22 protein-coding genes and 2 tRNA genes are annotated in these 25,898 nt (G+C 66.8%); 14 read left to right on the forward strand and 10 right to left on the reverse strand.

The genetic code is table 11. From position 1 onward, the window contains the following. Position 1: 1 nt before the first annotated feature. Genes yidC through rpmH form a run of 4 tightly spaced genes read right to left on the reverse strand, consistent with a single transcriptional unit; the run spans position 2 to position 2,313 of the window. On the reverse strand, positions 2-1,192 hold the full coding sequence (gene yidC, locus LQD00_RS17545; RefSeq protein WP_232718406.1) for a membrane protein insertase YidC: 1,191 nt from the start codon (positions 1,190-1,192) through the stop codon (positions 2-4). Between the two features lie 28 nt (positions 1,193-1,220). Next, a complete protein-coding gene (gene yidD / locus LQD00_RS17550; RefSeq protein ID WP_232718407.1) occupies positions 1,221-1,697 on the reverse strand; it encodes a membrane protein insertion efficiency factor YidD in 477 nt (158 codons plus the stop codon). After that, entirely contained in the window at positions 1,694-2,125 is a 432-nt protein-coding gene (rnpA, locus tag LQD00_RS17555; protein WP_232718408.1) for a ribonuclease P protein component, read from the reverse strand. Before rnpA ends, yidD begins: the two co-directional genes overlap by 4 nt. 44 nt (positions 2,126-2,169) lie before the next feature. Beyond that, entirely contained in the window at positions 2,170-2,313 is a 144-nt protein-coding gene (gene rpmH / locus LQD00_RS17560; protein ID WP_006437507.1) for a 50S ribosomal protein L34, read from the reverse strand. Positions 2,314-2,828: 515 nt separating this feature from the next. On the opposite strand from rpmH, the gene dnaA reads away from it, so the two are divergent. From dnaA to LQD00_RS17605, 9 genes are all read left to right on the forward strand, one after another. Further along, complete coding sequence (gene dnaA / locus LQD00_RS17565; protein ID WP_232718409.1) at positions 2,829-4,361, forward strand: chromosomal replication initiator protein DnaA; 1,533 nt, start codon at positions 2,829-2,831, stop codon at positions 4,359-4,361. 825 nt (positions 4,362-5,186) lie between these two features. Next, entirely contained in the window at positions 5,187-6,356 is a 1,170-nt protein-coding gene (gene dnaN / locus LQD00_RS17570; protein WP_232718410.1) for a DNA polymerase III subunit beta, read from the forward strand. A 37-nt stretch (positions 6,357-6,393) separates the two neighbouring features. Then, positions 6,394-7,608 carry a DNA replication/repair protein RecF gene (recF, locus tag LQD00_RS17575; protein WP_232718411.1) on the forward strand — a complete coding sequence of 405 codons (1,215 nt, stop codon included), beginning with the start codon at positions 6,394-6,396 and terminating at the stop codon, positions 7,606-7,608. Continuing rightward, on the forward strand, positions 7,601-8,188 hold the full coding sequence (locus tag LQD00_RS17580) for a DUF721 family protein (protein WP_232718412.1): 588 nt from the start codon (positions 7,601-7,603) through the stop codon (positions 8,186-8,188). Before recF ends, LQD00_RS17580 begins: the two co-directional genes overlap by 8 nt. 345 nt (positions 8,189-8,533) lie before the next feature. Next, positions 8,534-10,597, forward strand: coding sequence for a DNA topoisomerase (ATP-hydrolyzing) subunit B (gyrB, locus tag LQD00_RS17585; RefSeq protein WP_232718413.1), 2,064 nt, complete (start codon positions 8,534-8,536; stop codon positions 10,595-10,597). A gap of 44 nt (positions 10,598-10,641) precedes the next feature. Next, positions 10,642-13,131, forward strand: a complete 2,490-nt coding sequence (gene gyrA, locus LQD00_RS17590) for a DNA gyrase subunit A (RefSeq protein ID WP_232718414.1) — start codon at positions 10,642-10,644, stop codon at positions 13,129-13,131. A 103-nt stretch (positions 13,132-13,234) separates the two neighbouring features. Beyond that, positions 13,235-14,131, forward strand: coding sequence for a DUF3566 domain-containing protein (locus LQD00_RS17595; RefSeq protein WP_232718415.1), 897 nt, complete (start codon positions 13,235-13,237; stop codon positions 14,129-14,131). A gap of 67 nt (positions 14,132-14,198) precedes the next feature. Then, a tRNA-Ile gene (locus LQD00_RS17600) sits at positions 14,199-14,272 on the forward strand. 60 nt (positions 14,273-14,332) lie between these two features. Continuing rightward, positions 14,333-14,408: transfer RNA gene (locus LQD00_RS17605), tRNA-Ala, on the forward strand. A gap of 113 nt (positions 14,409-14,521) precedes the next feature. Here LQD00_RS17605 and LQD00_RS17610 read toward each other — a convergent pair. Then, positions 14,522-15,088 carry a dihydrofolate reductase family protein gene (locus LQD00_RS17610; protein WP_232718416.1) on the reverse strand — a complete coding sequence of 189 codons (567 nt, stop codon included), beginning with the start codon at positions 15,086-15,088 and terminating at the stop codon, positions 14,522-14,524. A 76-nt stretch (positions 15,089-15,164) separates the two neighbouring features. Between LQD00_RS17610 and LQD00_RS17615 the strand changes: the two genes are divergently transcribed. Beyond that, positions 15,165-15,734: a TetR/AcrR family transcriptional regulator gene (locus LQD00_RS17615; protein ID WP_232718417.1), complete on the forward strand. Its 570-nt coding sequence runs from the start codon at positions 15,165-15,167 to the stop codon at positions 15,732-15,734. A gap of 6 nt (positions 15,735-15,740) precedes the next feature. Here LQD00_RS17615 and LQD00_RS17620 read toward each other — a convergent pair whose 3' ends face one another. The 4 genes from LQD00_RS17620 to mrf are packed head-to-tail and all read right to left on the reverse strand — an operon-like array spanning position 15,741 to position 18,944. Beyond that, complete coding sequence (locus tag LQD00_RS17620) at positions 15,741-16,460, reverse strand: type 1 glutamine amidotransferase domain-containing protein (protein WP_232718418.1); 720 nt, start codon at positions 16,458-16,460, stop codon at positions 15,741-15,743. Between the two features lie 37 nt (positions 16,461-16,497). Then, on the reverse strand, positions 16,498-17,331 hold the full coding sequence (locus LQD00_RS17625) for an SDR family NAD(P)-dependent oxidoreductase (protein ID WP_232718419.1): 834 nt from the start codon (positions 17,329-17,331) through the stop codon (positions 16,498-16,500). Next, positions 17,321-17,569, reverse strand: a complete 249-nt coding sequence (locus tag LQD00_RS17630; RefSeq protein ID WP_232718420.1) for a hypothetical protein — start codon at positions 17,567-17,569, stop codon at positions 17,321-17,323. Before LQD00_RS17630 ends, LQD00_RS17625 begins: the two co-directional genes overlap by 11 nt. 31 nt (positions 17,570-17,600) lie before the next feature. Continuing rightward, positions 17,601-18,944 (reverse strand): ribosome hibernation factor-recruiting GTPase MRF, encoded by a 1,344-nt coding sequence (gene mrf / locus LQD00_RS17635; protein ID WP_269785163.1) that lies wholly within the window; start codon positions 18,942-18,944, stop codon positions 17,601-17,603. A gap of 130 nt (positions 18,945-19,074) precedes the next feature. Here mrf and rpmB point away from each other — a divergent pair, with 130 nt between their 5' ends. From rpmB to rpsR, 4 genes are read left to right on the forward strand one after another with little or no spacing between them, the layout of a single operon-like run. Further along, positions 19,075-19,311, forward strand: coding sequence for a 50S ribosomal protein L28 (rpmB, locus tag LQD00_RS17640; RefSeq protein WP_232718422.1), 237 nt, complete (start codon positions 19,075-19,077; stop codon positions 19,309-19,311). Next, entirely contained in the window at positions 19,311-19,475 is a 165-nt protein-coding gene (gene rpmG, locus LQD00_RS17645; RefSeq protein WP_004020951.1) for a 50S ribosomal protein L33, read from the forward strand. The genes rpmB and rpmG overlap by 1 nt, the downstream gene beginning before the upstream one ends. Beyond that, positions 19,475-19,780, forward strand: a complete 306-nt coding sequence (gene rpsN, locus LQD00_RS17650) for a 30S ribosomal protein S14 (RefSeq protein ID WP_154883717.1) — start codon at positions 19,475-19,477, stop codon at positions 19,778-19,780. The genes rpmG and rpsN overlap by 1 nt, the downstream gene beginning before the upstream one ends. A 13-nt stretch (positions 19,781-19,793) precedes the next feature. Beyond that, complete coding sequence (rpsR, locus tag LQD00_RS17655; protein WP_232718423.1) at positions 19,794-20,048, forward strand: 30S ribosomal protein S18; 255 nt, start codon at positions 19,794-19,796, stop codon at positions 20,046-20,048. Between the two features lie 66 nt (positions 20,049-20,114). Here the strand turns inward: rpsR and LQD00_RS17660 are convergent, their stop codons facing one another. After that, positions 20,115-25,601 (reverse strand): ATP-binding protein, encoded by a 5,487-nt coding sequence (locus LQD00_RS17660; protein ID WP_232718424.1) that lies wholly within the window; start codon positions 25,599-25,601, stop codon positions 20,115-20,117. Positions 25,602-25,898 lie beyond the last annotated feature (297 nt).

Below are 25,898 nucleotides of genomic sequence, written 5' to 3' on the forward strand. Positions count from 1 at the left end.
GTCATCGCTTGCCGCGTTTCTTACCGCTCTTGGCGGTGGACTTTCCGCCCCGGTTGGGGGGTTGCTTCTTGGAACCCGGACCGGCGCCGGCGCCTGAGCGCGTCGGCTTCTGTCCCGGCTTCGGCTTCGCACTCGGCGCGGAGTCGGTGGTCTCGCTGGGGGAGGAGTCGGACGTCGTATCGGCGTCGTCAGCCGCACCCGCCTTGGTCATCGACACAGCCGTCGTCTCCGCGTCCCCGGAGGCATCAGCAGCTGCATTGCGCTTCTTCTGGCGGTCCGGACGCGCACCCGGCTTGGGGGCGTTCGCCTTCAGCTTCTCCTGCTTGAGGCGCTTGGCCTCTTCCTCTTCCTTCGCGATCTTGCCGAAGACCAGGTGCTGCTGGCCGTAGGTCCAGATGTTGTTGCTCATCCAGTAGAGGAGGATCGCGACGGGGAAGAACGGACCGGTGATCAGGATGCCGATCGGGAAGATGTACAGCGCGAGGTTGTTCATCATCCGGGTCTGCGGGTTCTCGAGAGCGGCCTCGGGCTGACGCTGCACCGATGCGCGCGAGTTCATGTGCGTCGCGATCGAGGCGATGATCATCATCGGGACGATGACGTAGCCGATCTGCACACGGGTGAAATCGATGGGGGCGCCGGGCTCGACGAATGCCTGGAACTCGGTGACCGGCTCGACGAGGTAGGACGACAGGGGCACACCGAACAGACGGGCGTCGAGGAAGTTCTGCACTTGATCGGCGCTGAAGACGTAGTTGCCCTGCGCCCGGGTCTCGGCGGCGCTCATGCCGAGCTGTCCCATGCCGGTACCCATGCGGTTGAACGAACGCAGCACGTGGAACAGACCGATGAACACCGGGATCTGCAGCAGCATCGGCAGGCAGCCGAGCATCGGGTTGAACCCGTGCTCCTTCTGCAGCTTCTGCATTTCCTCGGTCATCTTGACCCGGTCCTTGGCGTACTTCTTCCGGATCGCCTGAAGCTGCGGGTTGATCTCCTGCATCTTCTTCGTGGTGCGGATCTGCTTCACGAAGGGCTTGTAGAGAATCGCGCGCAGGGTGAAGACGAGGAACACCACGGACAGTGCCCAGGCGATGCCGTCGCCACCGGGACTGCTGGGCGTGACGTAGCTGAAGAGCCAATGCCACACCCACATGATCCCGGAGACCGGGTAGTAGATGAAGTCGAGCACGGGTCAGGTACCCCTTACTTGTTGTTCTCTAGGTGGAATCGTTCCGCCGGGATGGTGGCTGATGGGTCCGGTCATCGTGGGCCTGCGGCCCACCGGAGAGTTCACGGACCCGGACGCAGAGATCGCTCCACAGTTCGCGGGGACCTTTGTCGGGGACCGGGTCGTATCCGGGTTTGTGCCACGGACCGCATTTGAGGAGCCGGACCGTCGCCAGCAGGGAGCCGTACAGAAAGCCGTGACGAGAGAGGGCCTCAACTGCATAACCCGAGCAGGTCGGTTCGAACCGGCACGTCGGCAGCCGCAGCGGCGATACCCAGGTGCGGTAGAGCTCGATGAGGAAGATGACCGTGCGGCGGGGGAGCAGGTGGGCTCCGCGGCGCATCCGGGCGATGACGGTGAGCTGATCGTCCGCGTCGGCGGGCGAGTCGGTCCGAGTGTCCGGAGTCGACGATGACGGGGTGGGGGAGGGGGCCGATCCACGGTCATCCAGCTCGGAGTCGATCATCGACCGACACCCGCCCCGATCGGTGTGCCTGCGGTGGACGCCATTTCGACGACCCGCCGGCTGGAGAAGGCCGCCCGCAGTTGATCCGCCAGTTCTTCACTGGTCCTGTCCGCGGCACCGCGCCGAGCGCGGATCACCACGTATGTCTCGACGGCCGGACAGAGATGCCGGGTCGCCGCGAACGCGGCCCGCAGCCGTCGTGCGACGGCATGGCGGACCACGGCGTTGCCCACGGACTTGCTGACGACGAGGCCGAGCCAGGGTCCACCTGTCATGGCGACGTCGCGTCGCAACCCGGACGGATCCGGCCACTGTGGGCCGACCGGTGCCAGGTGTACGACGAAGTCACGAGCATTCACCCGCGCACCGGACTTCAGGGTGCGTGAGAAGTCGGATCCACGAGAGATCCGATGAGAAGACGCAGTCATCGATCAGCTGACCGGACCCGGAGGATCCGGTGGGTAGCCGACGATCAGGCGGTGAGCTTCGCGCGGCCCTTGGTACGACGGCTGCTGACGATCGCACGGCCGGCGCGGGTCCGCATACGCAGACGGAAGCCGTGCACGCGCGAACGACGACGGTTGTTCGGCTGGAAAGTACGCTTGCCCTTGGCCACGGTGACTCCTTGTGCTCCCTGTGAGCACGCCGGTTACCCGCACGTGACCCACATGTTGTCGTTGGTCGTTGATCCAGGACGGTGCCGAACTCTTGTCGGTGATGAACTCGGCGAACATGACAAAACGCCGCGCAAATCCGCTACCTGGATGACCAGTCGAGACTACTGACAGCGCGCGCTCAAATCAAACGCGGTCGTCGAGGCAGCAGAACAGTCTCTCACCAGGTGTGTTCTGAAGCACGCGGACGACGACAATCAGTTCGAACGAGTCAATTGTCCCGATCGCTTTGTCGCCCGCCGACACCTCTGTTAGGTTCTGTCAGAGCGTCGGCCGCGAACCCCTGCCGGACACCAACGAAGTGTCGCCGGGATCCGAGGTTACCGACCAAAGTCCCAAGTTCGTCATCACCGTTGTACACAGGTGTGGATAACTCTGTGGAGAGATGCGGTCGATGACGTGGGGTGCCCCGGCCCGCGTCAACGCTGGTAGTTTTCCGGGTCAGGAGGCCAGCCCCGTGACTTCAGACCGCGACACATTCGGTGAGGTGTGGCAACAGGTCGTCGCCGAACTCAACGACGACGAAGCCGCACGCGACCACGAACCACTGACCCGCCAGCAGAAGGCGTGGCTGTCACTGGTTCGACCCCTCACCCTCACCGAGGGATTCGCCCTCCTCACCGTGCCGACCGCTCTGGTCCAGGAACAGATCGAGCGCAATCTGCGCGAGACGATCCGCTCGGTCCTGAGCCGTCACCTCAACGAGCCGGTGGATCTCGGCGTTCGTATCCAGACACCCCGCAACGACGAACCGGTGCCGGAGCCGGCCGCGCCCGAACCACGCCTGGTCAACGGCGCGGCACCGGTCGACTACTCCGCGGTCCCGGGTGCGGCGATCGGTGCCGGATTCCCCGCGACCCCGGGTGCCGGAGCCGTGCCGGGTGGCGACACCGGACGACCGTCGGGCGACTGGGCCTCCTACTTCGCCGAGCGACCGACGAGTACGCCGTCGCCGTCGGGCGCAAACCTGAACCCCAAGTACACCTTTGACACTTTCGTCATCGGCGCGTCGAACCGTTTCGCGCATGCCTCCGCGGTCGCGGTGTCCGAGGCTCCGGCACGGGCATACAACCCGCTCTTCATCTGGGGAGAGTCCGGACTGGGCAAGACCCACTTGCTCCATGCGGCCGGCCACTACGCCCAGCGCCTGTTCCCGGGGATGCGCGTCAAGTACGTCTCGACCGAGGAATTCACCAACGACTTCATCAACTCGCTGCGTGACGACCGGCGGGTGGCGTTCAAGCGCCGCTACCGCGACGTCGACGTGCTGCTGGTCGACGACATCCAGTTCCTGGTGGGTAAAGAAGGTATCCAGGAGGAGTTCTTCCACACCTTCAACACCCTCCACAACGCGAGCAAGCAGATCGTCATCTCGTCCGACCGTCCGCCGAAACAGCTTGCAACCCTTGAAGATCGGCTCCGCACACGATTCGAGTGGGGTCTGATCACCGACGTCCAGCCGCCCGATCTGGAAACCCGCATCGCCATCCTGCGCAAGAAGGCGCAGATGGACAACATCGCGGTGCCCGACGACGTCCTCGAGCTGATCGCGTCGAAGATCGAACGCAACATCCGCGAACTAGAGGGTGCGCTGATCCGTGTGACGGCGTTCGCCTCGCTCAACGACGCAGCGCTCGACAAGTCGCTCGCCGACGTCGTGCTGCAGGCACTGCTACCCAACTCGGGCACCCTCGAGGTCAGCGCCGCCAGCATCCTGGCGATCACCGCCGAATACTTCGACATCTCGGTCGAGGAGCTGCGCGGGCCCGGCAAGACCCGATCCATCGCCCAGGCCCGTCAGATCTCGATGTACCTGTGCCGTGAGCTGACCGACCTGTCGCTGCCCAAGATCGGTGAGACATTCGACCGTGACCACACCACGGTCATGTACGCCGAACGCAAGATCCGCAAGGAGATGGCCGAACGCCGCAAGGTGTACGACCACGTCCAGGAGCTGACCGCCCGCATCAAGCAGCGTGCGGTGGGCTGACAGTCCTTCTCCTCTGCTCTCCACGCGCCTCTCGTGCCTCCGCACGGGAGGCGCGTTTCGTGTGTCAGGGGCCGGTCTGGGTGCTCCTGGAGGGGCGAGCGTCAGCGGCGTCGTCTCACCAGGCCTTCGAGGCTCGTCGCTTGCGCTCCTCGCACCTCAGGCAACAGTGGAAGGCGTCACGCCGCCCGAAACAGGCAACAGTGGAAGGCGTCACGCCGCCCGAGTAGGAGAGCGAGGGGTGTCGCGCCGCTCGCAACGGAGAACGAGGCCGGCTTCGTATCCCTTCGGATCCGACCCGCCCGAACCACAACTCTGTTCCCCGGGTCGAGACTGACGCGTCGATCTTCTGTGTTCTCGCACACTCGGATCGGCTCTCTGGAATGACAATTTTCGGCTCCGGAGGCTGTGGATCGGCGTGGGATAACAGGGCAAGACCTGTGCACCGACGGTGGACGCCGCGCGAACAACAAGTTTTGTCCACAAATTCTTGGGATTCCGCTCAACGACGCTCCACCGATCATGCACACCCGCGCACCCCGTCCGACTGGCCCGATGTGACAGTTGTCCACAGATTCCACAGTTCCTATTACTGAGATGGATCCCTCTCTAAAGAGAAATCTTTTGTAAGAAGGACTGTGCACAAACACCCATCCGCGGGCCCTGCGGGCCCGGCCTCCCGGATGGACTGACTTGGCCCCAACCATCCCGGCATGGGCGGTGGCGTTCTACAGTGGGATTCCCGGATGTGGGACGTGATCGACCATGCCGTCGTTTCGGCTACGGCATGCCGACGATCCGCACGAGAGAGAAGGGCAATCTCCCAGCATGAAGTTCCGTGTCGCACGTGACGAGTTCGCCGATTCCGTCGCCTGGGTCGCTCGAAGCCTGCCCTCTCGTCCGCCGGTACCGGTTCTGGGCTGTGTGGTGCTCAATGTCGGCGAGACCGGTCTGACCGTCTCGGGATTCGACTACGAGGTATCGGCCCAGGAGAACCTGGGTGCCGAGGTCGCCGAGCCCGGCCAGGTGCTGGTCTCCGGTCGACTCCTGGCCGACATCACCAAGGCCCTGCCCAACAAGCCCGTCGACGTGACCCTCGACGGCGCCCGCGTCGCGATCACCTGCGGGAGCGCCAAGTTCTCCCTGCCGACGATGCCGGTCGAGGACTACCCGCAGCTGCCCGACGTCCCGGCCATCACCGGCACGATCCCGTCGCAGCTGTTCGCCGAGGCGATCTCGCAGGTTGCCGTCGCGGCCGGCAAGGACGACACCCTGCCGATGCTGACCGGCGTGCGCGTGGAGATCGAGGGCAACTCCGTGGTCCTCGCGGCCACCGACCGTTTCCGCCTCGCCGTGCGCGAATTGCAGTGGGAGCCTTCGGACCCCGACACCAAGGGGGCGGTCCTGGTCCCGGCCAAGACGCTTTCCGAGAGCGCCAAGACCGCGGGCTCGGAAGGCACCGGCGTCGTCTCGCTGGCCTTCGGCAGCGGTGCCGCCATCGGATCCGACGGCATCCTGGGCATCCTCGGCGAGACCAAGAAGACCACCACCCGCCTGCTCGACGCGGAGTTCCCGAAGTTCCGCCAGCTGCTGCCGGCCAGCCACACCGCAGTCGCCACCATCGACAGCGCCCCGCTGATCGAGGCGATCCGTCGTGTCGCGCTGGTCGCCGAACGCGGTGCGCAGGTCCGGATGGAGTTCTCCGAGGGATCCGTGCTCCTCACCGCCGGTGGCGACGAGGCCGGCAAGGCCGAGGAAGAGCTGCCCGTGTCGTTCCACGGCGAGCCGCTGACCATCGCCTTCAACCCCGGCTACCTGCAGGACGGCCTCTCGGCGATCAACGCCGACAGCGTCGACTTCGGGTTCACCACCCCGAGCCGTCCGGCGGTCCTGCGTCCGGCCAGCGGCGAGGATCCGGTCGCCGACGAGTCCGGCGCCTTCGTCGCCCCCGAGAGCGCGTTCAGCTACCTGCTGATGCCGGTCCGCCTGCCGGGCTGACCCGCGCCGCGCACCCAGCCGATCACCGCAACCGACCGTGTTCGTTCGTGAGCTGCACCTGAGGGATTTCCGCTCGTGGCAGGCCGTCGACCTCGATCTGCGGCCCGGCCCGACGGTCTTCACCGGCCGGAACGGCTTCGGCAAGACCAACCTGCTCGAGGCGCTGTTCTACCTGGCGACCCTGCGGTCGCACCGGGTGAGTTCCGATGCGCCGCTGGTACATTCCGGATCCGCGTCGGCACTGGTCACCGCCACCGTCGAAAACGAGGGCCGGGAGCTGACCGCGGAACTGCGGATCAACGCCGAAGGTGCCAACAAGGCGTCGATCAACCGCAGCCCCGCCCGGCGATCCCGTGACCTGCTCGGGATCCTGCGGACCGTGCTCTTCGCTCCCGAGGATCTCTCGCTCGTCCGTGGGGATCCCAGTGATCGCCGACGGTTCATCGACGAACTCGTCGCCCAGCGCGGTCCCCGATGGGTGGCGGCCCGCGCCGACTACGACCGGGTACTGCGTCAGCGGTCGGCGTTGCTCAAGACGGCGGCCGCCGCTTTGCGACGTGGCGGCGACCAGGCCGAGTCGGTGATCAGCACGCTCGATGTGTGGGACGGTCAGCTCGCGGACCTGGGCGGTCAGGTCACCGCGGCGCGGCTGCAGGTACTCGCCGAACTGGAACCACATTTCACCCGGTCCTACGCGTCGATCGCGCCGCACTCCCGGCCCGCGACCCTGCGATACCGGCCCGCCGGCGGCGTCGAATTCGACACGGCGACGGCCGAGTCGATCAGCGAGATCCTGGCCGCTCGCCTGCGCGAGCTGCGCGACAAGGAGATCGAGCGCGGTATGTGCCTGGTCGGTCCGCACCGCGACGACATCGACATCGTCCTCGGCTCCGACGTCGCGAAAGGCTTTGCATCGCATGGCGAATCATGGTCGCTGGCGTTGGCGTTGCGGCTCGGATCCGTCGAGCTTACGCGCGCCGAGGGGATCGAACCGGTCATCATGCTCGACGACGTCTTCGCCGAACTCGACGCCAAGCGTCGGGAGAAACTGGTGGAGTTCACCGCCGGCGCCGAACAGTTGCTGATCACCGCGGCCGTCGCCGACGACATCCCGGGCGAGATCGGCGGCCGGCGGATCTTCGTCGACGTCGTCGAGGACGCGGACGGTCGTCGGTCCATGGTCGTCGGAGACGAATCGGACGTCCCGCCCGGATCGGTCGAGGAACCGGTGAGCGGGGTCTCCGATGAGTGACGAAGCACACCCGTCGCGCCCCGACGCGGTGGGAGAACCGTCGAACCGGCCGATCGAACCGGGCGAACTCGGCGGATACGAACGCGCCCGGAAGGCTCTCGAGGAGGCGCGCGCCGCGGCGCGGGCGGCGGGGAAGTCGGTGGGACGCGGTCGCGCGTCACCGGTGCGTCGCACACCGCGGGGTGCGCAGACGCGGAAGCGATGGTCGGGATCGGGTCCCGATGCCCGGGATCCGCAGCCCTTCGGGCGTCTCGTCGGCGGTCTCGCGAAGGACCGCGGCTGGCAGGAGAAGATCGGCGAAGGCACCCTGTTCGGGATGTGGGACAACATCGTCGGTGCCGACATCGCCGCGCATGCCAAGCCGATCGAGTTGCGGGACAACGTACTTCACATCCAGGCCGAGTCCACGGCGTGGGCGACGCAGTTGCGGTACGTGCAGTCGCAGATCCTGGCGAAGATCGCGGCGGCCGTCGGTGACGGCGTGGTGAAGTCCCTGCGCATCAGCGGACCCAAGGGGCCGTCGTGGCGTAAGGGCGAACGTCATGTGCGGGGGAGGGGCCCGCGGGACACGTACGGCTAGGCCGGGCTTAGCAGACTCGTCCGCACATTACTAGTCGATGCGCCTTGTGAGCGGATTTTCCTCCCCAATCCACGATCGAACCGGGCTGATCCCAAAAAAATCGATCTGAGGGCCTGTTAGCGGCCCCGGATGCACGTTCCTGGGCAAGTCAGGCAGTACACTGTGAGGTGTTGTCCCGACAGGGGACCACCGAACGGCAGATCGAACGCGGCCTTCAGGCAACCCGGGAAGTCCCGGGCATACCTGTGTGCGCATCGACCTGCCCGCCCCCTGGTCGAGTAGATCGACGACGGATCCCGGGTTCCTGGGATCCGCCGATGAGCAGAACAGGAGCGGACGCACCTCGTGGCCGACACCAACGACACCGGACCCAAGAAGAGCAAGAAGAAGCCGTCGGAGTACGGCGCCGACTCGATCAACATCCTCGAAGGTCTGGAAGCCGTCCGCAAACGGCCCGGCATGTACATCGGTTCCACCGGTGAACGCGGCCTGCATCACCTGATCTGGGAGGTCGTCGACAACTCGGTCGACGAGGCGATGGCCGGCTTCGCGAGCCGCGTCGACGTGACCCTCCTCGAGGATGGCGGTGTCCAGGTCGTCGATGACGGTCGTGGCATCCCGACCGGTATGCACCGGACCGGCGTCCCCACCGTCGAGGTCGTCATGACCCAGCTGCACGCCGGCGGCAAGTTCGACTCCGACGCCTACGCGGTGTCGGGCGGTCTGCACGGCGTCGGTATCTCGGTCGTCAACGCGCTGTCGACCAAGGTCGAGCTCGAGATCGAGAACGACGGTTTCCACTGGGAGCAGACCTACTCCTACGCCAAGCCCGGTCCCCTGGAGAAGGGTGACGCTACGCGTAAGACCGGTACGACGGTGCGGTTCTGGCCGGACCCGGAGATCTTCACCGAGACCACCCGGTTCAATGCCGAGACCGTGGCGCGTCGTCTGCAGGAGATGGCCTTCCTCAACAAGGGTCTGACCATCACGCTGACCGATCAGCGTCCCCAGGCCGTCGAGGCGCCGGGCGATGCCAACGGTGACGACGAGGCGTCCGTGACCGAGGTCGCCGAGGCCGTCCAGACGGAGACCGAGAAGGCTGCGGCCGCGACGAAGCCGAAGACCCGGACGTACCACTACCCGGACGGGCTCGTCGACTACATCAAGCACCTCAACCGCACCAAGCAGTCGATCCACAACACCGTCATCGGGTTCAGCGCCAAGGGCGAGGGCCACGAGGTCGAGATCGCGATGCAGTGGAACGCGGGCTACTCGGAGTCGGTGCACACCTTTGCCAACACGATCAACACCCACGAGGGCGGAACGCACGAAGAGGGTTTCCGTGCGGCGCTGACCAGCACGGTCAACAAGTACGCGCTCGAGAAGAAGCTCATCAAGGAGAAGGACGGCAAGCTCACCGGCGACGACATCCGTGAGGGTCTCGCCGCGGTGATCTCGGCCAAGGTCTCCGATCCGCAGTTCGAGGGTCAGACGAAGACCAAGCTCGGCAACACCGAGATCAAGGGCTTCGTCCAGCGCACCTGCAACGAGCATCTCGGTCACTGGTTCGAGGCGAATCCCGCCGAGGCCAAGATCATCGTCAAGAAGGCCGCGGACTCCGCACAGGCGCGCATGGCCGCGCGTCGTGCGCGAGAGATGGTGCGCCGCAAGACCGCAACCGACATCGGTGGTCTGCCTGGGAAGCTCGCCGACTGCCGAAGCAACGACCCCACCAAGTGTGAGGTCTACATCGTGGAGGGCGACTCGGCCGGCGGCAGCGCCAAGTCCGGTCGCGACTCGATGTACCAGGCGATCCTTCCGTTGCGCGGCAAGATCATCAACGTCGAGAAGGCCCGCATCGACCGGGTCCTCAAGAACGCCGAGGTCCAGTCGATCATCACCGCCTTCGGCACCGGCATCCACGACGAGTTCGACATCGCCAAGCTGCGGTATCACAAGATCGTGCTGATGGCCGACGCCGATGTCGACGGTCAGCACATCTCGACGCTGCTGCTCACGCTGTTGTTCCGCTTCATGCGCCCGCTCATCGAGCACGGTCACGTGTTCCTGGCGCAGCCGCCGCTGTACAAGCTGAAGTGGCAGAAGTCCGCTCCGGAGTTCGCCTACTCCGACCGCGAGCGCGACGGTCTGCTCGAGGCGGGTCGCGCGGCTGGCAAGAAGATCAACACCGACGACGGCATCCAGCGCTACAAGGGTCTCGGTGAGATGAACGCCAAGGAGCTGTGGGAGACCACCATGGATCCGGCGGTGCGTGTCCTGCGCCAGGTGACGCTCGACGACGCCGCGGCGGCCGACGAACTGTTCTCCATCCTCATGGGTGAGGACGTCGCCGCTCGTCGAAGCTTCATCGCCCGTAACGCGAAAGACGTTCGCTTCCTTGATGTCTGATCACGGATCGAAGTATTTCGCAGTGATCGGAGAAAGAATCCACAATGACTGACACCACCCTGCCGCCCGCCGGCGGTGAAGGCGACCGCATCGAACCTGTCGATCTCGGCCAGGAGATGCAGAAGAGCTACATCGATTACGCGATGAGCGTGATCGTGGGCCGTGCGCTCCCCGAGGTGCGCGACGGCCTCAAGCCGGTGCACCGCCGGCTCCTGTACGCATCCTTCGACGCCGGGTTCCGCCCCGACCGCAGCTACGTCAAGTCGGCGAAACCCGTTGCGGAGACGATGGGTAACTACCATCCGCACGGTGACACCGCGATCTACGACGCCCTGGTGCGTCTGGCGCAGCCGTGGTCGATGCGGTACCCGCTCATCGACGGCCAGGGCAACTTCGGTTCCCGCGGCAACGACGGCGCGGCCGCCATGCGTTACACCGAGGCCCGCCTGACACCGCTCGCCATGGAGATGCTGCGTGACATCGGCGAGGAGACAGTCGATTTCACGCCGAACTACGACGGCAAGACCCAGGAGCCGACGGTTTTGCCCGCGCGGATCCCGAACCTGCTGATCAATGGATCCGGCGGTATCGCCGTCGGTATGGCCACCAACATGCCGCCGCACAACCTCAACGAGGTTGCCGACGCGGTGTTCTGGGCTCTCGAGCACCACGATGCCGACGACGAGACCACTCTCGCCGCCTGCATGGAGTGCATCAAGGGACCCGACTTCCCCACGGCCGGACTGATCGTCGGCAGCCAGGGGATCAGGGACGCCTACACCACCGGCCGCGGCAGCATCCGTATGCGCAGCGTCGTCGACATCGAGGAGAACAAGGGGACCACCACGCTGGTGGTCACCGAGTTGCCCTACCAGGTCAATCCGGACAACCTGATCCAGTCGATCGCCGAGCAGGTCAACGAAGGAAAGCTCAAGGGCATCAGCCGGATCGAGGACCAGTCCTCGGACCGCGTCGGCATGCGCATCGTCGTCACGCTGCGTCGTGACGCGGTGGCGAAGGTCGTGCTGAACAACCTGTACAAGCACAGCCAGCTGCAGACCAGCTTCGGCGCCAACATGCTGTCCATCGTCGACGGCGTGCCCCGCACCCTGCGTCTCGACCAGATGATCCGCTACTACGTGGCGCATCAGATCGACGTCATCGTGCGCCGCACCCGGTACCGGTTGCGCAAGGCCGAGGAACGCGCGCACATCCTGCGCGGTCTGGTGAAAGCCCTTGACGCACTTGACGAAGTGATCGCGTTGATCCGCCGGTCGGCCAACACCGACACCGCGCGCACGGGCCTCATCGAGCTGCTCGACATCGACGAGATCCAGGCCGACGCCATCCTGGCGATGCAGCTGCGTCGCCTGTCGGCGTTGGAACGCCAGAAGATCGTCGACGAACTCGCCGAGATCGAGCTCGAGATCGCCGATTACAAGGACATCCTGGACAAGCCGGAGCGTCAGCGCGCCATCGTGCGTGACGAGCTCAAGGAGGTCGTCGAGAAGTACGGCGACGAGCGTCGTACCAAGATCATCGCGGCCGACGGCGACGTCAGCGACGAGGATCTGATCGCCCGCGAGGACGTCGTCGTCACGATCACCGAGACCGGCTACGCCAAGCGGACCAAGACCGACCTCTACCGCAGCCAGCGTCGCGGCGGCAAGGGTGTTCAGGGTGCGGGTCTCAAGCAGGACGACATCGTCAAGCACTTCTTCGTCTGCTCGACCCACGACTGGATCCTGTTCTTCACCACCAAGGGTCGGGTCTACCGGGCGAAGGCCTACGAACTGCCCGAGGCCAACCGCACCGCGCGCGGCCAGCACGTCGCCAACCTCCTGGCCTTCCAGCCGGAGGAGCGCATCGCGCAGGTCATCCAGCTCAAGACCTACGAGGACGCGCCGTACCTGGTGCTCGCCACCCGCAACGGCCTGGTGAAGAAGTCCAAGCTCGTCGACTTCGACTCCAACCGCTCCGGCGGTATCGCCGCGATCAACCTGCGCGGCGAGGACGAACTGGTCGGCGCGCAGCTGTGCTCCTCCGACGATGATCTGCTGCTCGTCTCGCAGAAGGGCCAGTCCATCCGATTCCACGCCGACGACGAGACCCTGCGGCCGATGGGCCGGCAGACCTCGGGTGTGCAGGGCATGCGATTCAACACCGACGACACCCTGTTGTCGCTCAACGTGGTCCGCGATGACACCTACCTGCTCGTCGCGACATCGGGTGGCTACGCCAAGCGCACCGGCATGGACGACTACCCGGTCCAGGGTCGCGGCGGCAAGGGCGTGCTCACCATCGCCCACGATCGTCGGCGCGGTGAACTCATCGGCGCGCTCATCGTCGACGACGACTCGGAGCTGTACGCGATCACCTCGGGCGGCGGTGTCATCCGCACCGCGGCCAAGCAGGTCCGCAAGGCAGGGCGTCAGACCAAGGGTGTGCGTCTGATGAACCTCGACGAGGGCACCACCGTCATCGCGATCGCCCGCAACGCCGACGAGCCGGAGGAGACCGACGCCTCGGAGTAGGCGTTAGGGTTGAGATCACGTGCAGCCGAGGAGTCGGTGGCGGTAGAAAGTGACCCGACGCGTCGATGTCCATCGGCAGTGACGCCAGAGTGAGGGATTGCCTGTGAGCACACCGAACGAGCCGAACCAGGAGCAGAACGGGCGCCCGTCCGGGAACCCGTCCGGTCCCGGTACGGGCACACCGACCGGTGGGCTGGTGCCGCCGTGGCAGCGCGGACCGGTCGAGGAATCGTCCGGTTCCACGCCGACCGAGGCGTTCGGGCGTGAGGACGACTCCCGCCCGAACGCACAGGGCAACCCCGGCGGTCCGCCGCCCGAGTCGAGGGGCGGCCCGCCGCCGCGCGGCGTCGTGACCAACAGCGGTACGGCTGCGGCCAGCATGAGCGGTCAGCAGGCTCCCGTCACCAAGCTCGACAGTCCGCGTCGGTCGGGGTCGGCCGTCGCGACCGAGGAGCCCGGTTTCGTCGAGTCGCCGACGAGCACCATCGACCGCGACAACCTGCCCGGTCAGGATCTGCCCGATCTGGATCAGATCCACCACACGGCCGACCTCAAGAAGCGTCCTTCCGAGGCGCCGCCTGCCGCGGCACCGTCGAAGGTTCCGCCGCGGTCGGCGCCGCGTCAGGTCGGGGCAGGTTCGGCTCTGCGTGCCGCGGTGCAACTGCGTCGGATCGATCCGTGGGCGACGTTCAAGATCGCCGCGGTGCTGTCGTTCGTCGGGTTCTTCATCTGGATGATCGCGGTCGCCGTGCTGTACCTGATCTTCGACGGCATGGGCATCTGGGATCAGGTGAACAACAGCTTCGGAACGCTCGTGGCCGACGAATCGAGCTCGGCCGGGGACGTCATCGGGGCGGGCACCGTTTTCGGTGTGGCGGCGCTTCTGGGTGCCGTCAACGCCATCCTGCTGACAGCGCTCGCGACGGTCGGCAGTTACATCTACAACATCTGTGCCGACCTTGTCGGCGGTGCCGAGGTGACGCTTGCGGATCTCGACTGAATCGAGCCGCTGACCAGCCGTTTTGGATGGTGGGGGATCCGTCGGGTAACCTCACTTCTCGGTTCAAGGGCCTATAGCTCAGGCGGTTAGAGCGCTTCGCTGATAACGAAGAGGTCGGAGGTTCAAGTCCTCCTAGGCCCACTGCGACGGAAGTTTTCGAACTCCCGAAATCGCATCCCGTCGACCGATTCCGGTCGGCACGGGGCCTTAGCTCAGTTGGTAGAGCGCTGCCTTTGCAAGGCAGATGTCAGGAGTTCGAATCTCCTAGGCTCCACCACTGCACGAACCGCAACGCACCACCGGACCCCGGTGGTGCGTTTCGCTTTTTCGCGCACTCTTTCCGTTCGCGCTCACCAAGATCGGGTGAGCGCGAACGCACAAGGTGAGCGATCAGGCGCGGACATACTCCATGAACGACACCCCGGTCTCGTAGTTCCGGCTGTCGACGAGTTGGAACCGTTCCGGTTTGTACGTCCCGGGCGAGAACAGCGGGATGCCGTCGCCGAAGAGCAGCGGCTGCCTCTTGAGGACCAGGCGATCGATCTCGCCGATCAACTGTGTCGCCAGGGACCCGCCGCCGCAGAGCCAGATGTCCTTGCCGTCCACGGACTTCAGCTCCTGCACGAGTTCGACGGGATCGCGGTCGGTGAACGTCACGCCGTCGACCGGTTCCGGCGGTCGGTGGGTGAACACGTACTGGTCGAGATGCCGGTAGGGACTCGGTGCCTCCGGCAGCCCGACGCCGTAGGTGTTGGCGCCCATGAGGACGGTGTCGAAGCCGCCGCCGCTCTGATCGATCCCGAGGGCCACCGCGTAGTCCGTCGGGATCGTGTCGGCGAACCGCTCGGTGATGTCGGCCATGTGATCGCCCTCGACGAGGAAAGCGTCGAACTCACCGTCCGGTCCCGCGATGTACCCGTCGAGGCTCACGGCCACGTAGTACACGAGTTCTCGCATGCTCACTCCTATCCACTTCAGGTGTAGTGGATAGGAATGTACAACAGATGTAGTGGTTCCCGCTATGGTCTTGTCCATGGCCCGAAACGACGAACGACGCCGAGCCCTCGCCGATGCGGGACTGACGGTGCTCGCGACAGCGGGTGCACGCGGACTCACCCACCGCGCAGTGGATCGGGAGGCGGGCGTTCCCCAGGGGACGACGACGAACTACTTCCGCAACCGCGCAGCGTTGCTCCAGGGGCTCGTCGAGCGCATCGGGGAGCGACTGGCGCCCAGCGACGAGTTCATCGCCGCACGGGCCGGCCAGCCACCCAGTCGGGCGCTGTTCGCACAGTATCTGCGCAACATCGTCGAACGGCTCCTCGCCAACCGGGAGGTGACGATCGCCCTCATCGAGTTACGACTCGAGGGCATCCGCCGCCCCGAGGTGGCCGAGATCATCGGGGAGTGGCGTCGGACAGGCTTCGCCGGCGACGTGGCGTTCAACGAGCAGGCGGGCCTGCCCGGGTCCGCGCACGAGATCGCGCTCTTCCACTACGCCGTCGACGGGCTGGTCCTCGACCGGCTCACCGGGCCACTGATGCCCGACGAGTCGCTCGCCGACATCGTCGACGCGCTGGTCGACGGGTTGCTTCCGGCCTAGCGGCCGCTACGCGGATTCTTCCGCGGCCTTCTTCACGCGATGCAGGACCTCGCGGGCCAGCTTCTCCGACGACGCCGGGTTCTGTCCGGTCAGCAGGTTGCCGTCGGCCTGGGTGTGGACCGTCCACGGCAGGCCGAGCGTGACCTTGAAACCCTCTTGCGTGAGCCGGTTCTCGAGGAGCCAGGGCGCCTTGTCGGCGAGTCCGGCTTGCTGCTCCTCGGCATTGCCGAAGCAGGTCACCGTACGACCGGAGAAGGCATTGACCCCGTCCTCGCCCTTGGCGGCCAACAGGATCGCGGGTCCGTGACACACGATGCCGATGGTCTTCTTGGCCCGGTCGGCCGCGATGAGAAGCGCTCCGGCGTCGGTGTCCACCGCGAGGTCCTCCATCGGCCCGTGGCCGCCGGGTACGAACACCGCGTCGTAGTTGGCGACGTCCACGTCGGACAGGGGGATCGGATTCTGGATTTCGGGGGCGGAGTCGATCACGTTCCGGAGTTCGTCGGCGCGCTCGACGGATCCGGCGGCGTCCGGGCTGAGGCTGCCCTCGTCGACCGGGGGACGCACGCCGCCCGGCGTCGCGACGGTCACCGCGAATCCGGCCTCCAGGAACACCTCGAGCGGCGCCACGGCCTCTTCGGCCCAGAAGCCGGTCTTGTGACTCGATCCGTCGTTCAGCGTCCAGGCGTCGGCGCCGGTCATGACGAAGAGAATGTTGTGCGTCATCTTGCGCTCCTTCGATTGCGGGGTGACCTGTGGCGGGTCAGTTGAGCCCGGTGAGTTCCGCCGATTTCTCCCACAAGCCGTCGATGATCTTCTGGTCGTGTGCCTGTCGGTTCTCGAGCCCGTTCGGCTTGTGCCGGCTGAAGTACACGCCGTTGACGGACGGATCCGCGCCGCGTTCGGCGAGGGCGATCAGCGGTGCGGCGCCCTGCTCGGGCGTGATGGTCACCAGGCGGGTGATCGGAGAGCGATAGGCGAGTCCGACGAACCGGGAGTCCCGTCCGAAGCTCGTCGCGGCCGGGCCGGGATGTACTGCGGCCGAATAGATCTTGTCGTCGGTCCACCGCTGTGAGATACCGCGCGTGAACAGGATGTTCATCAGCTTCGCCGTGCCGTAGGGGCGCAGCGCCAGTGCTCGGCGCTTCTCGAAGTCGAGATCGTCGAAGTCGACGTTGCCGGCCAGATTGCCGACGCTCGCCGTGTTGAGGACCAGCGACGAACCCGCCGCGGCCAGCCGGTCGCGCAGCAGGTGGGTCAGGAGGAACGGGGCGAGGTGATTGATCTGGAAGTTGGGCTCGTGGCCGTCCGCGGTGCGGTCCCGGTGATCGAAGGTGCCGCCCGCGTTGTTCATCAGGACATCGATGGACTCGACGCTGCCGGAGATCTGCGCGGCCAGATCGCGTACCTGGGCGAGGTCGGCGAAGTCGGCCGTGAACGCCGGCGCGCCGGTCTCGGCCGCGACGGGCGCCAGCTTCTGTGGGTTCCGGCCGACGAGTATCAGGTTCGTCGACGGCCCGGCCAGCGCGCGGGCGGCGATGGCTCCGATGCCGTCACTGGCACCGGTGAGGACGATGGTGCGTTTCTCACTGGCCATCTGCGGTGCCCTCCGATCCGCCGACGGCGTGATCCTTCGGGGCCTCGGTGTCGGGCGGGGCTGCGTCGTAGGCGGCCTTCTCCTCCTCGATGCGCTTGGTCTCACCGATGGGGGTGTCGCCCGACGTGGGGAGCACCGAGTCCGGGCCACCGCGCTCGGCGGGCTGCTCGGGCATGTCGGGGTCGGTCTTCAGCTCGTCTTCGGTGGTCGTCCAGTCGGGCTGCTCGTTGTCGGCCATCTCTCCACCATGCCTGAGGATCGGCGATACGTCACCGGTCGTCGGGGCGGTCCTCGGTAGGCCCGATGTCGGGTCGGCGGTCGGCGGACGGGGCGTCGACCATCGGGACCTCTACGTCGACGTCGTCACACGGGTCCGCGTGGGTCCGGCCGAAAGGATCATCGAAAGTGTTCCAAAACTCCTGTCCGGCAGCGAGTTCCACATCGTTCACGCAGGCGGCTCGCAGCGCCTCGTCGATCTCGTCGGGGTCGCCGCGGTGGACGAGGACAACCAGCGAGGAGTGGCGATCCCCGAACGTGTCGTCCCACCGCAATGCCCCGAGTGCTTGCCGTTCGGGTGTGACCCGGGCGAGCTGGTCGTCGTCCATCGCGGCCAGCCACCGGCCACCCGGCGCGACGCGCAGACCGCCACCGGCGGACTCCAGCCACAGGGCCTCGTCGGGTTGGGTGGCGAGCCACAAGCGTCCACGAGCACAGACCACGCCTTCCAGAAGCGAATCGATCGCGTCGTGGAGGCGACCCGGGTGCAGAGGGCGATCCGTGGAGAACTCCATCCAGGTGACACCGCAGTCGGGTTCGAGGGAGGGCTGGTCGAGGAACAGCGGGTCGTGCGGCCCGTCGATGCGTCCCCGCCGCGATGTGCGCGGGATCGCCGAGACGAGTTGCTGGATGAGCAGGGGAGTGATCGGACGTTCCGGCAGTTCGAACATCATCGGCGCCCTCGGCGCCAACCGTTCGAGGACGGCCATGAGGCGGGCGGACTCCCAACTGTCCCGGGCGGCGGGATCGCTGCCGACGACGACGAGCGCGTCGGCGAAGGTCACCTGACCGACTGCGACCTGTGCGAGGGTTCGCTCGTCGTCGGGCGGCACGGGCAGGACCTCGCACAAACCGAGGTCGCTCGTCGCGTGATGCAGCCAGACATGCTCTGCGACAGCGGTAATCGTCGACTCCACCCGTACATCCAGTGCGGCCGGTGCCGCGGGGATGCCCGGTAGTTCGTCCACGACGACATGCTCGATCGACCACGCGATGCGTTCCGGTTCCAGGATCGGATCGAGGGTGAGCACGACGCGTCGCACCGACGACCGCCGGTGAAGGCGTCGGAGTAGGGGCAGCAGATCCTCCCTCAGTGTGCACGAGACACAACCGTGGGCGAGCTCGATCACCGTGACCCCTTCGCGGTGTCGGCCGTCGGATTCCCGCCAGGTCAGGGTCCGGACCACGCGCCCGTCGCCCACGCCGCTCAGATCGTGGTGGACCTGCACCGTTCCGGGATCGGACGTCAGCGCGTCGCCGATCCGGCGAGATGTGGGTCGGTCCAGGCCGGTCACCAGGATGACCGGCGTTCGGTTGTCGGCAGGGAGGAATCGCATCTGCCCTTCTGCGGGGCTCAGGTCGTCCACGTCCACACTCCAGACTATTGAGAATCATTTCCATTTAGGCTGGATCGACGGTACCGTGGCGGCGACTCTAATGCCAATCATTGTCAATAAGGAGGACGTCATGTCACGTCGGTGCCAGGTCACCGGGCGCGAACCGGCCTTCGGCAAGCAGGTTTCGCATTCCCATCGGCGCACATCTCGTCGCTGGGACCCGAACATCCAACGGAAGCGCTACTTCGTACCCAGCGAGGGGCGGTACATCACCCTGCGGGTCAGCGCCAAGGGAATCTCGACCATCGACCGCCACGGGATCGAATCGGTGCTACGCACGATGCGGGCGCGAGGGGAGAAGATCTGATGGCGCGCAACGAGATCCGCCCCATCGTCAAGCTCCGATCCACAGCCGGCACCGGCTACACCTATGTCACCCGGAAGAACCGCCGCAACGATCCTGACCGCATGGTGCTCCGAAAATACGATCCCATCGCCCGGGCCCACGTCGACTTCAAGGAGGATCGCTGATGGCGAAGAAGTCCAAGATCGTCCGCAATGAACAGCGTCGAGACGTGGTGGCCCGGTACGCCGACCTCCGCGCGGAACTCAAGCGGACCATCGTCGCCCCCGGTTCCACCGGCGCCGAGCGGGCAGAGGCCCAGCGTCGCCTGCACGCCCTGCCACGAGACGCCAGTCCGACGCGCCTGCGCAACCGGGACGCCGTCGACGGCCGGCCCCGCGGCTACATCGGCAAGGCCGGGTTGTCACGGGTGCGGTTCCGCGAACTCGCCCACCGGGGTGAACTACCGGGCATCCACAAGTCGAGTTGGTGAGCAGGAGACCGTGATGAAACGCAGAAAACCCCGCGACGACGACCGTCCGGCCCGTAAGAAGAACCAGTTGCTCGCGCTCGGTGTACGAACTGACGGCCGGAACCCGGTGGATTACAAAGACGTTCAACTTCTCCGGCAGTTCCTCAGTGACAAGGGACGGATTCGGAGTCGACGGCTCACCGGCCTGACACCACAGCAACAGCGTCAAGTTGCCACCGCGATCCGCAACGCCCGGGAGATGGCCTTACTGCCCTACAACTCCCGCTGAGGTGCCCACAACACAACGCCGCCCCCGGTTCGGACTCGAACCGGGGGCGGCGAATTGTGTTGATCGTCAGGAACTCACGGCGTGGGAGTCCTTCTTGCCCCAGGCCGGGGAGTTCTCGATCGCGCCGATGATCCGCGGGCGCAGCTCCTCGGCGCGAATGACCGCGTCGACCGAACCGACCTCGACGGCGCGCTGGATGCTGTGCACCTTGTCGAACTCGGCGGCGATCTCGCTGATCTTCTCCGCACGGACGGACTGCCGGATGTCGGCGAGCTCGGCGTTGAGGCTCGAGCGGTCGGTACCGGAGGACTCGGCGATGCTCGTCTCCAGCTCGCGGACCCGAGGATCGGCCGCGACCCGCTTGGCGACCTCGCCGGCGAACACCACCGCGGCGGCAGGCGCGCCACCGAGCACGGAGGCGAACGAACCGTCGATGGCCAGCACGGTCATGTTCGGGTTCAGCGCCTTCGAGAACACCACGAACGCACCGCCGTGGTAGCGCGAGATCACGCAGAACACGATCGGGCCGCGGAAGTTGACGATCGCGCGGCCGATCTCGGCGCCGTACTCGAGCTGGAGCTTGCGCATCGACTCCGGCGAACCGTCAAAGCCCGACAGGTTCGCGAGCACGACGAGCGGACGGTTGCCGCTGGCCACGTTGATCGCCCGGGCGGCCTTCTTCGACGACTGCGGGAACAGGGTGCCCGCGGTGTAGGTGTCGGGGCCGTCGGTGGGCTTGTAGCCACGACGCGCGACCTCACGCGACTCGATGCCCAGCATGCACACCGGGATTCCGCCCAGATGGACGTCGCACACGACGGCCGTCTCCGCGTCGGCCATGCCCGCCCAGCGTTCCAGGACGACGTGGTCCTGGTCGGCGACGGCGCGCATGACGGTGCGGATGTCGAAGGGCTTCTTGCGATCCGGGTTGTGCTCGCGCGAGAAGATCTGGCCCACCGTGGTGAAGTCACTGCCCGCGAGGACGTGCGGGTAGTCCGAGACGTCGCGGTCGGACGGATCGACCGTCTCCGCGCGGCGCGGAGTGCCCTCGCCCGGGAGCACGTAGGTGTGCTCGTAGTGGGACATCAGGACGTCGCGAGCCGCACCGAGATTCGGTGCCCAGTACTGGGCCTGGCCGTTCGGGCCCATCACGCGGTCGAAACCGCCGATGCCGAAGTTGTCCTCGGCCGAGACGCCGCCGGAGAAGTCCAGCGACTGCTTGCCGGTGAGGACCATCGCCGAATCCGGGGTCATCACCAGGATGCCCTTGGTGTGCATGAGCATCGTCGCCTCGGCGTTCCAGTACGGCTGCGCACCGACGTTGATACCCGCCACGACGATGTTGATCTCGCCGCCGTCCTGGGTGTACTCGACGACGCGCTTCAGTGCACGCGCGACCCAGTCCATGTTCTCGGTACCGGAGTCCATCGAGATCCGGGCACCCGAGGACAGTGCGTACCACTCGAGGGGCACCTGCATCTGCTCGGCGAGGTCGAGTGCGGCGATGACGCGGCTGCACTCCGGTTCCGACAGTGCGCCAAGCGATTTGGTCGGATCGCCGAGCAGGACCACGCGGGTGACGCCCTCGGGGAACTTCTCGGTCGGGGTGGTCACGACACCGGCGACCATCGCCGCGGTGTTACGACCCTTGGGCCGGTCGACCGGGACCAGGCGATGCTCGGCGTCGAGGTCGTATTCGGTGAAATCACCGAGGATCTCGGCCAGCTCGTACGGGTAGACGGTGTTGCGGGCCGCGGCGCGCTTGACCTTCTGGCGGTACTCGTCGACGGGCTCGATCGGCGCGTCGGACGGCTCGCCGACCTTGACGTCGAAATCGCCGGTCGCGTTGAGCGAGAAGCGAACCGAGACCTTGGAGAGTTCCCCGGTCTCGGGGTTGCGCCGACGCGCGATGACCTGGACCTCTTCGAGGCCGATTCCCCGTGTGACACCGCGGATGTGACCCGAGATCATGTCGAGGATCGACGCGTCGTCGTCGATCGGCGGCCAGACGTAGAGGACGATCCGGTTGGTGCTCGACGGCCGGGCCGCCCCGCGCTGGGCGCGGCGGATCGAGTCGGCACACGAGGCGAGCGTCGCCTCCGCGGTGGGCAGGGTCAGCAGACGGCCACCCGGCTCGCGGACCGCGGTGAGGTCGCGGACCTGGGCGAAGGCGATGAGTCGCTCGTCGGAGGGGTTCTCCCTTGCGACACAACGGAAGAGGTACACCTCTTCGTCGTCGGCGGAGGGCAGACGGGTGAGGTCGAACTTCCGCAGCCGCTCCATCCGCATCCGCTGTGCGATGTGCGGGTGCAGCCCGCGGATGAGGCGTTCCTCCGCCATGCCGGTCGCGGACTGACGGAACGTGACGTGATGATGCATCCGCGCGTCGCCGCGGCCGGCCACCGTGATGGTGACTCGGTGGACCTGCGGTGGGAGTGCGGCGTTGGAGACGATCTCGTGCAGGGTCTCGGCGAGGGCGTCGAAGCCGCTGGGCTGCTGCTCCCAACTGAGGTAGATGTCGGCGTCGACCGCGGCGGCACCGCGGGCGAGTTCGCCGAGACCGTTGAGCGCGGCGGGCAGGCCCGTGAAACCGACAGCCGCGGACATCAGGCTGCCGCTGTCACGATCGGCGACGACGAAGGTCGTGCCGCCGGCCTCGTGGTTGCGGATGTCCGAGAGACCCTTGTTGCCGTAGTAGCGGCGGGTCAGGACCTCGAGCATCACCTGGTTGTCGGTGGTGCCGCGCTCGATGCGCTGGCCGAGGAGACGGACGAGCGGCTCGGTGCTGCGCACCATGTTGTCGACGCGCTCGTCGCGGTCCGCGGCGTTCGGGTTCTCGTCGAGGTACCGCAGCTGCTTGCGCACGTTGCTGTAGACGCGGGCACGGTCGCGGAGCAGCAGCGGCTGGCCGTACCAGGCGTAGACGACGCCGCGGGCGAGGTCGGCGATGGCCGGGTAGCGCCTCTGGGTCGCGGCGATCAGGCGGTCGAGGGCAGGGCCGACGTCGTCGCGCAGCTCGTCACGCGGCGTCGGTTCCTGCAGCCACTCACGCAGCAGGGTGGTGATGACGGTGACCGAGCCGGCCGGGTTCTGCAGGGCCAGGAAGATGCGGAAGACCGCGGCCTCGAGTTCCGGGGTCCGGTCGAGTTCGGTGACGCCGTAGTGCCGCAGCGCCCGGCCGAGCTGGTCGTGGAAGGCGGCGGGCAGACCGTCGCGCTCCACGTCGAGGCTCTGCAGGTAGGTGTGGAAGTTCTCGCGGGCACTGTGAACGTGCTCGACACCGACCTCGTCGCTCGACGGTCGGTTCTGGCTCAGCTCGGCGAGGTCGGCGAACACGGTGATGAGTTCGAGCTCGTCGGCGAGGGGCCGGCGACCGCTGGCCATGACCGCGCGGCGCACGGCGAGGTAGTCGTCGAGCAGACGGGTGGCCTCGTCGGCGTCCACGTCGAAGCCGAGGAGCTGGGCGCGCAGGTCCTCCTGCGTGCGGGTGGTGCGCTCGTGCGCCTCGACCTCGGGCTCGGCGGGCAGGTCGAGATCGACGCCGGCGACCTCCTCCGGGGCCTCGTCGCCGTCGTCGTCCGCCAGCGGCTCGAGACGCAGCAGTGTCGCGCCGGTCTCAACCTGCGTGCCGACCGACACCAGGCTCTCCTTGAGCCGCGAGCGGACCGGTGCACGCAGCACGGTCTCCATCTTCATCGACTCGAGGACCAGCACGGGTGCGCCCGCCTCGACCTCGTCGCCGACCTGCAGCGGGGTGGCGACGACGAGTGCGGGTGCCGGGGAGCGGACGACGCCGCCCTCGTCCCGGCTGACGCGGTGGGTGATGCCGTCGACGTCGACGAGGTGGACGGGTCCGTGGGTGTCGGTGACGAGACGGAACCGCTCACGGTTGACCACGAGCTGGGCGGCGTGGTCGTCGAAGCGTTCGAGTTCGACGTCGGCGGTGTGGGTCTCGACACCGGCTTCGATGCTCACGCGGAAACGGTGTGCGCCGATGCGGGCCACGCGGACGCGGTAGTTGGCGCCGCGCAGCTTGAGATCGAGGGGACGGCCGCTCTCGTGCTGGACCTGCGGACGGCCGCCCGAGGCGGTCGACATCAGGCGCTGCTGCTCGACCTTCTCCTCTTCCTCGTAGGCGTCGATCGCCGCCGCGGTGAGCGCGATCGCCGAATGCTGATTGGCGACCAGGCCGCCCTCGGCGCGGACCCGGTCGATCCAGCCGGTGTCGGCGCTGCCGTCGATGACCTCCGGCTGGTCGAGCAGCTCGAGCACGAAGGACTTGTTGGTCGAGCCGCCGGCGATGATCACCCGCGTCTCGCGTACCGCGCGGCGCAGGCGGCCGAGCGCCTCGTCGCGATCGCGACCGTAGGCGATGATCTTGGCGATCATCGAGTCGAAGTCGGCGGGGATGGTGTCGCCCTCGCTGACGCCGGTGTCGACGCGGATTCCCGGGCCGGCCGGCAGTTCGAGGAGGTTGATGCGTCCCGGCGCCGGAGCGAAGTCGCGGTCGGGATCCTCGGCGTTCAGGCGGGCCTCGATGGCATGGCCGCGTTCGGTCGGCGGCTCGCCCTCGAGCTTGCCGCCCGCCGCGACGTGCAGCTGGGCGCGCACGAGGTCGAAGCCGTTGGTGATCTCGGTGATCGGATGCTCGACCTGGAGGCGGGTGTTGACCTCGAGGAACGCGAACAGCTTCTCGCCCGGGTGGTACAGGAACTCGACCGTGGCGGCACCGCGGTAACCGACGGCGACGGCGAGGCGCTCGGCGGAGGCCTTCAGCTCGGCGACCTGCTCCTCGGCGAGGACCGGCGACGCCGACTCCTCGACGACCTTCTGGTTACGACGCTGCACGGAGCAGTCACGGACGCCGAGCGCCCATGCGGTGCCCTGACCGTCGGCGATGACCTGCACCTCGACGTGGCGCGCACCGGTGACCAGGCGCTCCAGGAAGACGACGCCGCTGCCGAACGCACGGGCGGCCTCGTCGCGGGTGCGCTCGTAGGCCTCGCGCAGTTCCTCGTCGTTGTTGACCACGCGGATACCGCGTCCGCCACCGCCTGCGGTGGCCTTCAGCATCAGCGGGTAGCTGATGTCGGCGGCCGCGGTGAGCGCGTCGTCGATGGTGTCGACGGCGCCGCGGCTCCACGGCGCGACCGGCACGCCGACCTCCTCGGCGATCAGCTTGGCGCCGATCTTGTCGCCGAGCTTGCGCATCGCGTCCGGCGACGGGCCGACGAAGGTGATACCGATCCGCTCACAGAGTTCGGCGAAGACCGGGTCCTCGGCGACGAAGCCCCAGCCGACCCACGCCGCGTCGGCGCCGGTCTCGAGGAGGGCGCGCTCGAGCACCTTCATGTTGAGGTACGGGCGCGACGCTGCGGGACCGAGGTCGTAGGCGATGTCGGCCTCACGCACGAACGTGGCGGAGGCATCGACATCGGTGTGCAGCGCGATGACCTCGATCGCCTGCCCCGTTTCGGCGGACAGGCCACGGACGGCATGGATGAGGCGCATTGCGGCCTCGCCACGGTTGACGATGGCGATTCGGGAGAACATCACCGACTCCTTCGGTTCGTCGTGCCGAGGGTGTTTTCGGCACACGCGAGGTGGTTCATCAGATCGATAGTTGCGGACCGAAGCCATTACGCGCGAGTACGTTCACGCGCGTCGGCATCGGGTCGTCGCGACCCGGCAGCTCACCTGGACCGGGAACGCGCTGGGTGGAGACCCTTTTCGGCTATCAGATCTTCCTACCGAAAGAAATCGCGATTCGGTACCGATCGGCGATCTCCGCACGCTGAATTCGTGCCGAAAGGGCTGTGACCTGGGTCATAACGGACGGCGGCACCGTTC

Origin of the sequence: Gordonia metallireducens (assembly GCF_021245825.1) — a bacterium.
Lineage (GTDB): Bacteria > Actinomycetota > Actinomycetes > Mycobacteriales > Mycobacteriaceae > Gordonia > Gordonia namibiensis.